This is a genomic window from Kibdelosporangium aridum, assembly GCF_900176515.1.
Lineage (GTDB): Bacteria > Actinomycetota > Actinomycetes > Mycobacteriales > Pseudonocardiaceae > Kibdelosporangium > Kibdelosporangium aridum.
On the sequence record NZ_FWXV01000002.1, the window covers coordinates 1,817,905 to 1,830,849 of the forward strand.

Consider the following 12,945-nt stretch of genomic DNA (forward strand, 5'->3'; position numbering starts at 1 on the left):
AAGGCCGAACCTCGCAACCCGCCCCGCCGGCGCGCCTCCACCCCTCCCGCAAAACCCCTTACCCCCCAACGCTTTTGGACACACGTCTGCCATGCCCGAGGGGGATCCCCCTAATTTTCAATCTACCGGGGAGGGGCGACGGGGCGCGATCATTGCCCACAAGTTGTCCACAGGGCTTGGGATGAGGCGGTGGTTTTGAGTATTCGCCCAGGTCAGGCGCGGCATGTGCCTGTGGATAACCTGGTGCGATGGCTGCCGGTGCGAGCGGGTACCTGGCGAAGGACTCCGACGGCGCCAAGATCCTGCACGCTGCCCGGCGCATCGCCGGCGGCAACGGCTACGTCAGCCCGATGCCTGCACGGCCGGAACTGCTCACCGACCCGGCTCTCGCAGTTCTGGCTACGGCGCGTGGCGAGGTCCGGCTCGCGGGAGGGCCGGTCGTGGGTGCAGGCGGCTTGGAGGGGGCCGATAGCGTTACCTCCCGACTGGGGCGTGCAGGGGAGGACGGCTGTGCACGGTAGGGCGGAGCGGCGAGTGGTCGAGACTTGGTTTCGCCGCCGGGGTTTGCCGATGATGGTGCGCCGGGCGAAACGAGGCACACCGCTGGTGTCCCGGGCGACGCCCGGCCTGGTGTTCCTGATCGTTTTCCTGCCACTGGTCACCTTGACTGGCGAGGTGCTGGAAGACATCGACGTGGACGCGGTCAGCACGTCGGCCTCCCTCGGTGTCGTCGCCTTGGCCCTCGCGATGGTGGTCGTGCCCGCATTGGCCGCCTGGGGCGCTGCCTGGGGCCTGCGGCGCCGCACGGAGAAGACGCGGCTGATCATCGCGATCTCCGCGCTCGTGGTGTGGCTCGTGCTGTTCCCCGCCGTGCGCAAAGTGACCGGCCTTGGCACGAACCTCACCACCTCGATCGGCGGGGCCGTCATCGCCACGCTGTTCGTGCTGCTGTTCGTCCTCGTCGGTGCGGGGTCGATCCTTGGCTGGGCGCTGCGGGTCGCGATGCGGCATGTGGTCGGGATCGGCAGCATGGCCAGCCGGGCTTTGCCGTTGCTGCTGTTGTTCCTGTTGTTCGGGTTCTGTTCGGCCGAGACCTGGCAGATCTCCGAGAAGCTGGAAGTCAACGGCCACCGGACCAACCTGTGGCTGGTCATCGGCTTGTTCGCGCTGATGGGCTCGCTCTTCCTGATCGCGATCCTGCGTGACGAGGGCCGCGACATGATGGCCAAGCACCGCGCAGCCGGAGCGATGGACTACGAGGTCGTCCTGCGGGCCACGCCGTTGCGCGGCCTGGTGCCCGAGGTCCGCAACTTCCGGTTGACGCGGCGGGAGAAGGCGAACCTGGCCGTCGTCGTGTACCTCGCTCAGGCCTTGCAGGCCGTTGTCTTCTCGTTCGTGGTGTTCTGGTTCCTGGTGGTGTTCGGGCTGATCGCGATCGACGACAGCGTGATCGAATCGTGGCTGAGCCACCCGCCGTCCGCGGGCGGGAAGCTCTTCACAATTCTGCTACCCGGAGTGAGCGACGAACTGATTCGCGTCTCGATGTTCTTCGCCGGGTTCTCCGGTGTGTACTTCGCCGCCTCGATTGCGACAGATGCGACGTATCGCAAGTCTTTCTTTGAACCCTTCATGGCCGACGTCGCCGTGAGCCTCGCCGCAAGGGACGCTTATCTCACGTTGTGGGAGGGAGATGAGCCCACATCGGGCTACCCTGAAGGGGGGCCTTTGGCAGCGGAGGGTGACCTGGAGTGGCAGAAGACTCAGTGACCGGGGTCGACGGCACTTTCGAGCCGGCGCCGCCTCCCTTGCTGTCCGATCCGCTGTCCGGTCTGGTGACCGGCGCGAACTTGCCGACCCAACGCCGTGACGAGCATCTGCCCGTCGCCGCGCCGAAACTGCCGACCCCGGATGACCTGCGTGAGGCCGTCGACGCCGCGCTCCAGGAAGAAGAGCCCCCGCCTCCGCAAGCACCCGCACCACCACCTCCACCGGCCGCGGAGACGCCAACGGGGATCATGCGTCCGCTGCGGCAGTGGCCATCTGCCGCCGCCGTGGCCCGCACGCTGCGCGCCACCCGCGAGCGGATTCAGGCACCGCCCGCCTTGCGCAAACCGGCCGGCATGCGCAGCGGAATGACCGTGGTTATCGTGATAGTGCTGGTCACAGTCGTGATTCTGTACTTCGTGATCACCAGCCTCGCCAACACGTTCAGCCAGCTCTTCGGGTGATATCGGGCGCGGATACGCTGGTGCCGGAATGAGGTGGGTCGTATCAGCGTAGGCGGGGACCAGACTGCACGGGCCGAGGACATCCCCTCGGTCCGCTCTGACGCATCGCTGGCGCACCGGATCCGCAGCGTGCTGGCCATTCGGCCGTTTCGCAGGCTCTGGGGTGTCAGCTTCATCTGCAGCACCGGCGACTGGCTGTCGCTGCTCGCCCTGACCGGGCTGATCACCAAGCTCACCGACGACTACGCGTTCCAGAACTACGCGTTCGCGGGTGTGGTGCTGACCCAGCTGCTGCCTGGGCTGCTGTTCGCGCCCTTCGGCGGCCTGCTCGCGGACAAGTTCGACCGGCGCAAGGTCATGGTCGCCTGCGACGTGATGCGGGGCGGCCTGCTGATCTCCATCGCCGTGGTCGGCACCCCGGTGTGGCTGCTCATCGCCAACTTCCTGGTCGGCTGCTGCCAGCTGCTGTGGATCCCCTCCAAGGACGCGGCCGTGCCCAACCTGTTGCGCCGCAAGGACCAGGTGGAGACGGCCAACCAGCTCGCGCTGGTGATGACCTGGGGCATCTCGGTGATCGCCGGGGCCGGGCTCTACGCGCTGATCACCGGTATCTCCTCGCAGGTGTTCCACGTCAAGCTGGACGACACCGGCATGGGAATGGCCACGATCATCGTGGCGATCAACGGGCTCTTCTACCTGACCTCCGCGGTCATCGTCGCGACCCGGATCCCGGAACTGTCCATCCGGGTCGTCGCACCGGTGAAGAAGGACGAGGCGCCGAAGGAGAACACCAGCCTGTGGGCGATGCTGCGCGATGGGCTGCGCTTCATCCGAAGCACGCGACTCGTCCGCGGCCTGCTCATCGGCATGACCGGCGCGTTCGCCGCAGCGGGTGCGCTCGTCGGCAGTTCGAAGCCGTATTCCTCCAGCCTGCTTGGCGGTGACTCGGCGTTCGGCTGGCTGTTCGCGGCCCTGTTCATCGGCCTCGGTGGCGGCATGGCGTCGGCCACCAAGATGGCCCAGCGGATCCCGCACAACCGCTTGTTCGGCATTTCGATCGTGCTCGCCGGTCTTGGCCTGCTGCCGATCGCCGCCTCGCCGCACCTGTGGGTGTCGCTGCTCGCCGTCGCGTTCGTCGGCGCGTGTGCCGGAATCGCGTTCCTCACCGGCGTCACGATCATCGGTACGCAGGTCGAGGACGCCATCCGGGGCCGGATCAACGCGATCTACCAGTCGCTGATGAAGATCATCCTCGCGCTGTCGATGATCATGGTGCCGTTGTTCATCGGCCTGGTCCGACCGCGCAACGTGGAGATCTTCGGTGCCGCGGTGCGAGTCGACGGCACCCGGCCGGTGCTGTTCGTCGCCGGTTTGATCGCCGCGCTGGTCGGTGTGATCGCCTACCGGCAGATGGACGACCGTCGCGCCGAGACGATCCTCGCCGACCTGAAGGCCGCGATCCGGGGCAAACCACGCCGGTCGACCGGCCTGTTGATCGCGATCGAAGGCGACACCGCGCAGGACACCGCGTCCCAGTCGCGGCTGCTCACCGACTGGCTCCGCAAGTCCGGCAACCGCGAGATCCTCCTGGCGACCGATCCCACGCTCAACGACCGGCGACTTCGTGCGGTGCTCGCCGGGGCCGAACTGACCGGTGCACGGGCGCACGCGTTGGTCGCGGCGGCTGTGCGAGCGGACATCGTGGAGCGTGAGATCCGTCCGGCGTTGGACCGTGGCGCGATCGTGGTGATGGAACGGTTCGTCGACAGCCCGTTCGCGCACTTGTCGGCCGTGGCCGGGCTCGACCCAGAGGAAATGGAAGGGCTGACGGACTGGGCGACCGCGAAACTGCGGCCCGACCTGACTGTGCTGCTCGACCGCGACCCGGCGACCCTGCCGCAGACGAGGTACCAGTCCAACGACCACCACTGGCGTGTGCAGGACCTCTTGCTGGAGATGGCGTCGTCCGACCCGGACCGCTACGTCGTGGTCGATGCGGACAACGATGACGAAGCCACCTCGCAGCGGGTCATCATGGCCGTGCGTGGTGCTATCGCGGCTCGCAAGCTCGGGCTCGACGAAGCCAATGATCGGACGCCAGTGGAGGCCCAGTGACCGTCTGGTCGCAAGTTGTCGGGCAGGCCGAAGCCGTCGAAGTGCTGACCAAAGCTGCGCAGGCGGCCGCGTTGATCGTGCGTGGCGAACAAGCCGCATCAGGCGGCATGACGCACGCGTGGCTGTTCACCGGACCGCCCGGTTCGGGCCGTTCCGTTGCGGCACGGGCGTTTGCTGCGGCTTTGCAGTGCGATTCCGGCACTGGTTGTGGCGAGTGCAGTGGTTGCCGCACAACCATGGCTGGCACACACGCGGACGTGCGACTCGTCGTACCAGAGGGTCTGTCCATTTCGGTCGCTGAGATGCGTGCGCTCGTGCAGACCGCCGCACGGCGCCCAACCAATGGCCGCTGGCAAGTCGTGATCATCGAAGACGCTGACCGGTTGACCGAGGGCGCGGCCAACGCGCTGCTCAAGGCGGTCGAGGAACCGCCGGAGCGCACGGTGTTCCTGTTGTGTGCGCCGTCGGACCACCCTGACGACGTGTCGGTGACGATCCGATCCCGTTGCCGTGGCGTGTCTTTGCGCATTCCACCGGCCAAGGCGATCGCGGAAGTGTTGATAGAGCGCGATTCTGTGGATCCCGACACCGCGAAATGGGCCGCTTCGGTGTGCGGCGGCCATGTTGGGCGCGCGCGACGTCTAGCGACCGATGAAGCCGCGCGCGAGCGCCGTGCCGCGGTGTTGCGGATCCCGTTGGGTTTGCGGCGTCCTGGCGACGTGTTCACGCTCGCCGACGAGTTGGTCAAAGCGGCCGAGAACGAGGCGTCCGAGCAGAGCGGTTCCCGGGACGAGATCGAACGCGAAGCACTGAAAACCGCTTTGGGCGCAGGCGGAACAGGCAAGGGCACGGCGTCGGCGACCCGTGGCTCGGCAGGTGCTTTGAAGGAACTCGAGCGTCGGCAGAAATCCCGCGCCACGCGGACGCAGCGAGACACCCTCGACCTCGCTCTGGTTGACCTGGCTGGGTTCTACCGCGACGTCCTGGTGACAGCGAGCGGCTCAGAGGCCGCGTTGAACCACCCCGATCACGCGAACGACGCCCGTACCGCCGCTGCATCGTGGTCGCCCGAGTCGACGCTCCGGCGCCTCGAAGCGGTCCTGGCGTGCCGCGAGGCGCTGGAGCTGAACGTCAAGCCACGCATTGCCGTCGAGGCAATGGTGACCACGCTCTACTACGGCTGACTTTCGCTGCTGGGCTGAACCCGGCGGATCCGGCGCTGGGGCAGCGCTGCGACCATGATGACGCCGAGCAACAACAGCGTCGTGCCCGTCCAGAACATCGGAATGGCCTGGTAGGCACTGGTGTACGCGAGCGGCGGCTCCTTCGGCGCGGGCGCCTTGGCGGGCGGCGGCCCACCCGCGGTCCCGCACACCACGCCACCGGTCGGCGCAGCGGCCCGCGCGACCTGCTCACCCAGGGACACCTGCGCCAACGCCGACGGAAGACCCGGCAGGCCAAGCGCTTGCGTCGGCAGCACCTGCAGGTCGAGCATGCGCGCGCTGGCGGCGAGCTGGTGGCCCTTGAACGGCTGCGTCATGTCCTCGGCCTTCTGCTGCAGGCCGGCGATGGACAGCCGGAAAACACCGATGTCGAGCTTGAACTGGTTGAGCTCACCGGCCTTGGGCAGCAGCGGCGAGTCCTTCGGCAGCGCGTTGGCCAAGTCGCCGATCAGCGGCAGCTTCTTCATCGCGTCCGGCAGTTGGTTGCTCAAGCTGGGCAGCGGAATACCGATCGGGACGTCGAAAGTCGGGTGCGCGGCGTCCAGTGTGTACAGAACCTTGTCGCCCTGCTTGACCTGCAGGACCGGAGCGACGTACTTGACGGTCGAAGTCTTGGCGTCACCGGTGGACGTGACCTGCAGGGTGGGCTGGCTGACCACGTTGATGGACATCGCGAACGGCGTGCCGCCGAGAAGGTTGAGGCTGGCGACCTGAAGCGTGGACGTCGACCGCACGGCCTTGTTGGCAGAACCAGGAAGGTCGACGAGCTCGACGACAGACCGCGTGGACAACGTGTTGGGCAGGCTGATCAGCGACCCGTCACCCTTGTTGGCCGGGCCCGGCAACAACCCACCGAGCTCAGCCAACGGCCCAGGCAACGCCTTGAGCTGGTCGGTCAACGCGGTCAGCTGGTCAGGGCTGAGCTTCGACTCGGTGAGCTTCCCGGTGAGGTCATTGGTGCCGGGAAGCGTCGGAATCGCGTTCAACAGGCTCAGACTGGCAACGGACGTGCTCGCGTCCGACAACGGCGTGACACACGGGCCAAGCGTCTCGCTCCACCGCGCGTGCGCACTGCCATTCATCAACCCGACCCGAACCAACGCGTCAAGCGGCGTCTGCGGCGGGTTGAGCCCGAACGTCATCGGCTTCTCGTTGTCCGGCGGAGAAGTCTGCGCGACCGCGCCCGGCGACTGCGGACTCTTGCCCTGAACAGCGACACCGCCAGGAGAAGCCTGCGCGATGGAATGCTCGGTGGCCAGGTAAGACTCGGAGTTGACCTGAGCGCTGGACAACCCGAACCCGACCTCAAGCGCGGACTGCTTGGGCAATTTGTCGGAATAGCCGGGCAGGATCGTGTTGGTCGGAGCGGAAGCAGGCAGCAACCGGATCATCGAAAGAGCGGTCCCGGCATCCCCGATCGCGTGTCCCAACGGCTGCGGCCCATTGGGGGCGGAAGCAGGCGGCGCGTTCGGGTCCTTCGGAGCGGGAATCGGCGTGGTCGCAGGCGGCTGAGCCAGCGCGGCAGGAGCAGACACAAGCGCGAGCACAGCCACAACAGCCGGCATAGCCAGGGCGCTTCTGCGCATGAACGAACCCCTCCTCGTGCGACCGCCGTCACACATCCAACGACCGGCCAGCCGATCGGTGACTCACCCGAGCGGGTGGTCGTAAACGCCTCGACGGGGCCCGGTACACTGATCGAGGACACGCCGCCTTAGCTCAGTCGGCCAGAGCGACGCACTCGTAATGCGTAGGTCAAGGGTTCGATTCCCTTAGGCGGCTCCACCACCAGACCGCAGTTCACGTCGTGTGAGCTGCGGTTTTGTGTATCAGGAGCTGATCTGCTGGAGAGGCGCGCCGTCTGATGCGGCGACTTGTGAGCCCATGAGGTCGGGCGTGAGCCCGAGGAACCAGCCGGGCTTATCGACATCGCGGAGCAGATTTTGAGCCACCGAGACGCTGTCGACCGGTCGCGGCCAGTCCGCGCGCGCGGGACTGTCAGCCGCTGGAGGCTGGCCTGAGCAGATCGTTCAGGCGCCCGAGGGCAGCGTTCCCGGCGTCGCTGATGTCGGTGAGTCCGCCTTCGTTGGCTGCGCGGATGGTGCGTTGGATTTGGTGCGGTAGCCGGTGTGCTTCGGCGGATGCCAAAGCGGTGAGAAGAGCGTCTTCGGCGGCGTCTCGTTTGCCTGCGGCGAGGAGGACTTGCCCGGCGGTGACGCGCTCAATGATGTGCCACTGCGGCGCGGCAGGCAGAGCATCCGACTGTGCGGTCTCCATGATCCGCGCAGCGATGTTGGGGCGGCCGGTGGAGATCAGACCGCGTAGCTGTATTTCGTGGAAAGTAAAGGGGTTGAACAGCATTCCGCGGGCGGTTCCATTGTCGAGGAGATCCTGGTAGCCGCTGATGGCGTAGTCGAACAGGTCCGGGTCACCTCGTTCGCCAGCTGCTCTCGCGAGCAGCGCGTAAGCAGCGCCTTGGCCTTCGCGGTCAGTAGATACGTCGACGGCTCGGCCAAGGCGTGCGACGGCTGCCGCCAGATGGTCTGCTTTACGGAGTTCGTTGCCGTGCATTCGTAGGGCGTGGGCTAGGAACACCGGATCGTCGAGGCGTTCGGCGACCTGCAACGCTTTTCCGGTCCACCGTGCGGCGGCAGTGAGTCGTTCTTCGGGCAATACGGTGCCGAGCGAGACGCCGAGTGCAGCTCTGCCGTGGCCGAGCAGGATGAGCGTGTCTCGTTCGGCATGGCCCTCGGCGGCGCGTGCCTCAAGGCGGGCAACCAGAGGCCATAGCTCGTTTACCGCGTCCACTGCCCGACCGGACTGCCGGGCGATTTCGGCGAGTCGGATGGTGGAATCGCCGAACTGGAGCATGGCGGCGAAGTCGGCGTCGTTGGTGTCAGTCACCCCGAGTACGTGGGTTGGCAGTCCAAGAGTTCGAGCGATGTGGCGTCGGGTGCTGACGTCACTGATGATCCTTCGGCGGGTCTCGATCATCGACACGTAGGTCTTGTCGTAGCCCAGAAGCGCCGCGAGCCGTTCTTGGCTGATCCGGTTGAGCCGCCGATAGATGCGCAGAATTGTTGCCAGATCACGGCTTCTGAGTGCGATGCTTGCCTCGGGTGCGGACCACATCCACACCGCGGGAGCCAGTCGAGGGGTCGGGATCGATGGCGGTTCGTGCTTGGCGCTGGCGCGGCAGGTGGGGCAAACAGGCTCGGTGGCGAACCTGCTCAACTCCGCGCCACACGCGTCGCACCTTCCGCCTGTCATGGCACTATCCGACCAGTTCCGCGGTGTCTTCGCGCAGCCGGTCGTACCAGGTCGCGATCGAGCGTTTGTAGCCCTTGGGCATGTTCAAAGTGGGCACTTCGTGTTCGGGGAACAGGCCTATTTCCTTGTGCTCATGGGAAAGCACCGGCTCAGTGTCGCCGTTCGCATAGCAGCCATAGGTCACGATGAACACGTGCTTCTCGGCCACGTCGATGTAGTACATCCACGTGTCGAGGATCGGGCCGGTGGTCACTTTCCATTGGGTCTCTTCGGTGATCTCACGTGCGACGCACTCTTCGGGTGTCTCGTCGAGTTCGATCCGGCCCCCAGGCAGTTCCCACTCGTTCCGCTCGTTCTTGAGCAGCAGCACTTTTCCGTCGCGCACGACCACGCCCTTGATCGAAACGGGAAACGTGCGCGGAACGTAGTCGGGCTGGCTCATCGAGGCGTCCTCCGAAGTCGCTGACTAGCTGCTTACCGGCAACGTAGCACCGCGGCACTAGCTAGGTGGGCGACGGAGGGTTGACAGTCTGTCACTGGACGTGGCCGCTCACTCCGGTTGTGCTGGATGTACCGGCTCGACCAGTTTGGGGAGGTAGGAATGGTGCTCGACTCGCTTGAGCGCTATCGCGTCGAAGTTCACGGGATACCGGCCGCGCTCGCTGGGCGTGGGCTCGCATTGGTTGAGGGTCTGGCCGACTCGTCGGACCTGTTGCGGTTGGCTGAGTCAATCGGGACGGTTGTGCCGCATCGGGACAGCGGAGCCGATGGCGTCACCACGATTGCCGATCTTGGGACTGAGCGCGTTCAGAGCGGCTTCGCCGGGTTCAGTGCCTGTGCCCTCAATCCGCACACCGATCGATCGGGCGTCGACCATCCGCCTGTGCTGCTGATGACGAGCTGCGGCCTGCCAACAGCCACGGGCGGCGAATGCGTGTTGATCGACGGCCAGGCGGTCTACGACGATCTCGCCGAGTCCGAGCCGGATGCGTTGCGCGCGTTTTGCGCTCCCCGCTCCGTGTTGTTCGGCGGCGCTGCTGGTTACCTCGGTTCGATCTTCACTGATGCCGATGACGGTCGGATTGAGGTCCGCCTGCGATTGGATGACCTCGCCCAGTTCTCACCGGAGGTGTGCCGCTGGCTGCCGACCTTGCGAGCTGCAATCGACCGGCACGCGATGATGATCAAGCTGGACATGGGGCAAGGGTACGTACTGAACAACCACCGTTGGTTGCATGGCCGTCGCGCCTTCACCGGTCAGCGCGTGATCTTCCGCGTCAACGCGAACCCTTTGCCACACCTGGGGATTCCGTTCGGTTTCCGGCCGAGTCCAGTAGCAGCGTCGAGCGGGATGCGGTGACCTGCCATGTCCGCTCGGGCGAGGCCCGAAGTGTGTCGCGGATGTCCGGATCGGTCTCCTGCACCGCTGTCGTCTGGCCGCATCTGGCTACGGTCGCCGCGGTCCATCCACAGGCTGAGCCTCGTCTGGTTCCTCAGCTTGTCCTGTGTGGACAGTGTGGGTGGCGCGCCGGTCAGTTGGGAAGTCAAGCAGAGATTGACCACTTAATCCCTGCCTGAAACCGCTGTTCTGGTTGACGGAAAATCTCTAACTTTGTGTCCGGCAGCCGACAACGCCGGTTGTCCGCCCTGTTTGTTCAACGTATTTCGTTAGGGTTGATTGAAAAACATGAATTTCAAGAAGTTTGCTGTCACGGGTCTTTCCGCTGCTGCGCTGATTGTCGGTGCCGCAAGCGCCGCCACGGCTGCAGGCTCGTGGCAGGACGGCGGCTGGTGGGAGCACGGCGCCGACGCCAAGTGGGTGTGGTCGGAGTACCAGCACAACCAGAAGTGCCACAGCTCCGCGGTCGACGGCGCGAACGGAGTCAAGGGGTCCGGCAACAAGCGGCCGGGCGACTTGGCGGCGGTCCGCGACGAGGCCGCGCTGTTCGGCAACGAGGCCTTCTGGAACAGCCAGGCCCCGTGCCCGTGAGCCTGAGCCGGTAAGGGGTTCCCGCTCCAGCCGGAGCGGGAACCTTTCCCCGCAAGTGAGGAAAGTCTTTGTCCGCCAAGAGTCTGCGGTTCGTTCTGATCGCGAACTGGATTTTCGCCTGCTTTTTCTCGTTCACGTTGGTGACTCATTGGGACGAGCTTTCCCCACTTCCGGTTGAGTCGGCTGTCACGGTCACGCAATGGGACAGAAGCAAGCCGGCAAATGAGCTGCATGCCCAGATCGAACAGTTCGTGATGGACCGTGCCATTACGGCAGGGCGGGTGTCCAACAATTTCGACGGGAACGGCCGTACGCTCTATGTCGCCGGTAGCGACCCGGTAGTGCAACAGTGGCTGCACGGCGGCTATACGGATTTCACCAGGTCGGTGACCACGCATGTGCGCCCGTTCGCCGACCTGGGCGCTCAGGAGCCGATCGGCTCCTACGTGGTGTTCGGTGACTACGCCAAGGCCGTCGAGCTGGGCGCGTTCTTCTCTACGCAGGGCATGCGGGTCAACGAGCGGGCCGACCGGTGGAGCCTGGCCCTCATCGACCGGGCGGTCCAGGACCAGCAGGCCAGCGTCCTGAAGATGATGGTGCTGGTGTCGGTCGCTGTGGCCGCTGCCGGTGTGCTGTTGGGAGCGCGTGCGTACGGCGTCAAGAGGCTTCAGGGCTTTGGTTACGGCGGTCTGCTGCTGTCCGACCTGCGCCGTGCCGCCACGTATTGGTTGGCCGCCGGTGCGCTGGTCCTCACGGTCGCCGCGGGTTTTCTCGCGATCTACAACGGCCTGGCGAGCTTCGGTATCTACCTGCTGACCGCGTTGGTGATCAGCTGTGTGCTGGCCATAGTCGCCATCGGCACGCACGCCCTGGCGTTGGCACTGCTCATGCAGTTGCGCGTGCTCGCCGCCGTGAAGGGCGAACTGCCTGCCAGAACCGCCTCCGCCGCGGCTTACCTGTTGCAGGCGGTGACCGTCGTCGCCACAGTGGTCCTCGCCGAGCGAGCGATCGAGACGGGGCTGGACCTCGAACGGCGTGCCGACGTTTCCGCCGCCTACACGCAACTTGGCAGCACGTCGCGGATCGGTGTGGGCAACGTCAAGTCGGCTGTCGGCTTCACAGAGGCCAGTTCGGTCGTCGGTGCGTGGCTTCGTGCCGAGGAGCAGGCGAACCACTTAGTCCTCGCGGGACGTGAAATCGTCCAGGACGCAGGTGCGCTGCGTGGCCGAGACCTGATGTACGTCAACGAGAACTTCCTGCACGCCCAGCCGATTCGCCTGGCTGACGGGACGAGGGCCACGACGGATGGGCCGGCTCTGCTCATCCCGGCGGACCTGTGGAACCACCGCGACGAGGTGGTCCGCCTACTGCCCAGCAATCTGACCACAGTGGACTTCAAGCGGGCCGAAACAGCAGCGGGCCAAGAGGTTTTCACCTACACATCCGAGATCGACGGGCCGGTGGCGCCGAGTGAGGTCGACAAGGACCACTCCTTCGCCAAGGACCCCATCGTGGTCTTCCTTCCTTCGCGAAGCGGACTGATTACTGTGGACAACCTGGTCGCCTTCGCAACGCAGGGACGCGTACTGTTCCCGAATCCACAGACAGTCGCGGACGCGGTGGCCGCCGACCCCGAACTTCGCCGGTTCGTCGTGTCGGCGACCCCTGCGGCAGCCGAGGCCGCCGAAGAGCGAACCGACGCGCTGCGCGACTTCCGGCTGGCACTGTTCGGAGTCGGGGCGGGCATGCTGGTGCTGTTCGTCAGCGGGATCGGTGCGGTGCTGATCCATACTCGGCGCAACGCACAGCTCATCTTCGCGAGGCACGTGAGCGGCTGGCGGTTCATCACGACACACCGGATGTTCCTGGCCTTCGAGGCGGTCGTGCTCGCAGTCCTGGTCGGTTGGTTGCCGTACCAGGCTGCACGCGTCAACAGCCGCCTCGCGGAGTACACGAGCCGAGGTTCGTCCCCGCCGTTCGGCCCTGTGACGCTTGGCTTTCCGGAATGGGGCGCCATCGGCGGGCTCGCCGTACTGACCGTTGGCGGCGTGGTCGCGGCTCTGATTCGCGCGCACCGCCGGGTAGTCCGCGCTGGAGCCAGTGAAGCGTAATGGAGGCA

General features: G+C 65.8%; 11 protein-coding genes and 1 tRNA gene. 9 read left to right on the top strand and 3 right to left on the bottom strand.

Annotated elements, in window-relative coordinates:
- The first annotated feature begins 248 nt into the window (after window positions 1-248).
- The 5 genes from B9C43_RS60115 to B9C43_RS18250 are packed head-to-tail and all read left to right on the top strand — an operon-like array spanning window position 249 to window position 5,527.
- The gene (locus B9C43_RS60115; RefSeq protein ID WP_084427753.1) at window positions 249-521 is read left to right on the top strand and encodes a response regulator transcription factor; all 273 of its coding nucleotides are present in this window, start codon (window positions 249-251) and stop codon (window positions 519-521) included.
- Window positions 511-1,767, top strand: coding sequence for a hypothetical protein (locus B9C43_RS18235; protein WP_143446385.1), 1,257 nt, complete (start codon window positions 511-513; stop codon window positions 1,765-1,767). The genes B9C43_RS60115 and B9C43_RS18235 overlap by 11 nt, the downstream gene beginning before the upstream one ends.
- A complete protein-coding gene (locus tag B9C43_RS18240; RefSeq protein ID WP_143446386.1) occupies window positions 1,749-2,228 on the top strand; it encodes a hypothetical protein in 480 nt (159 codons plus the stop codon). Before B9C43_RS18235 ends, B9C43_RS18240 begins: the two co-directional genes overlap by 19 nt.
- Window positions 2,229-2,261: 33 nt before the next feature.
- Window positions 2,262-4,343, top strand: a complete 2,082-nt coding sequence (locus tag B9C43_RS18245) for a bifunctional MFS transporter/dTMP kinase (RefSeq protein ID WP_084427759.1) — start codon at window positions 2,262-2,264, stop codon at window positions 4,341-4,343.
- Window positions 4,340-5,527 (top strand): DNA polymerase III subunit delta', encoded by a 1,188-nt coding sequence (locus tag B9C43_RS18250; protein ID WP_084427761.1) that lies wholly within the window; start codon window positions 4,340-4,342, stop codon window positions 5,525-5,527. Before B9C43_RS18245 ends, B9C43_RS18250 begins: the two co-directional genes overlap by 4 nt.
- Here the strand turns inward: B9C43_RS18250 and B9C43_RS18255 are convergent.
- On the bottom strand, window positions 5,518-7,152 hold the full coding sequence (locus B9C43_RS18255; RefSeq protein WP_143446387.1) for a hypothetical protein: 1,635 nt from the start codon (window positions 7,150-7,152) through the stop codon (window positions 5,518-5,520). The two genes, B9C43_RS18250 and B9C43_RS18255, sit on opposite strands and share 10 nt — an antisense overlap.
- Window positions 7,153-7,274: 122 nt before the next feature.
- Between B9C43_RS18255 and B9C43_RS18260 the strand changes: the two genes are divergently transcribed.
- Window positions 7,275-7,351 (top strand) — tRNA-Thr (locus B9C43_RS18260).
- A gap of 213 nt (window positions 7,352-7,564) precedes the next feature.
- Here B9C43_RS18260 and B9C43_RS55635 read toward each other — a convergent pair.
- The gene (locus B9C43_RS55635; RefSeq protein ID WP_143446388.1) at window positions 7,565-8,836 is read right to left on the bottom strand and encodes a helix-turn-helix transcriptional regulator; all 1,272 of its coding nucleotides are present in this window, start codon (window positions 8,834-8,836) and stop codon (window positions 7,565-7,567) included.
- Between the two features lie 4 nt (window positions 8,837-8,840).
- Window positions 8,841-9,278: an NUDIX hydrolase gene (locus tag B9C43_RS18270; RefSeq protein WP_084427763.1), complete on the bottom strand. Its 438-nt coding sequence runs from the start codon at window positions 9,276-9,278 to the stop codon at window positions 8,841-8,843.
- A gap of 126 nt (window positions 9,279-9,404) precedes the next feature.
- Here B9C43_RS18270 and B9C43_RS18275 point away from each other — a divergent pair, with 126 nt between their 5' ends.
- The 3 genes from B9C43_RS18275 to B9C43_RS18285 all read left to right on the top strand — a co-directional run bounded on the left by B9C43_RS18275 (window position 9,405) and on the right by B9C43_RS18285 (window position 12,937).
- Window positions 9,405-10,196, top strand: a complete 792-nt coding sequence (locus B9C43_RS18275; protein ID WP_084427765.1) for a TauD/TfdA family dioxygenase — start codon at window positions 9,405-9,407, stop codon at window positions 10,194-10,196.
- A gap of 327 nt (window positions 10,197-10,523) precedes the next feature.
- Window positions 10,524-10,826, top strand: a complete 303-nt coding sequence (locus B9C43_RS18280) for a lactococcin 972 family bacteriocin (RefSeq protein ID WP_051897046.1) — start codon at window positions 10,524-10,526, stop codon at window positions 10,824-10,826.
- 68 nt (window positions 10,827-10,894) lie between these two features.
- Window positions 10,895-12,937 carry a hypothetical protein gene (locus tag B9C43_RS18285; RefSeq protein WP_084427767.1) on the top strand — a complete coding sequence of 681 codons (2,043 nt, stop codon included), beginning with the start codon at window positions 10,895-10,897 and terminating at the stop codon, window positions 12,935-12,937.
- Window positions 12,938-12,945 lie beyond the last annotated feature (8 nt).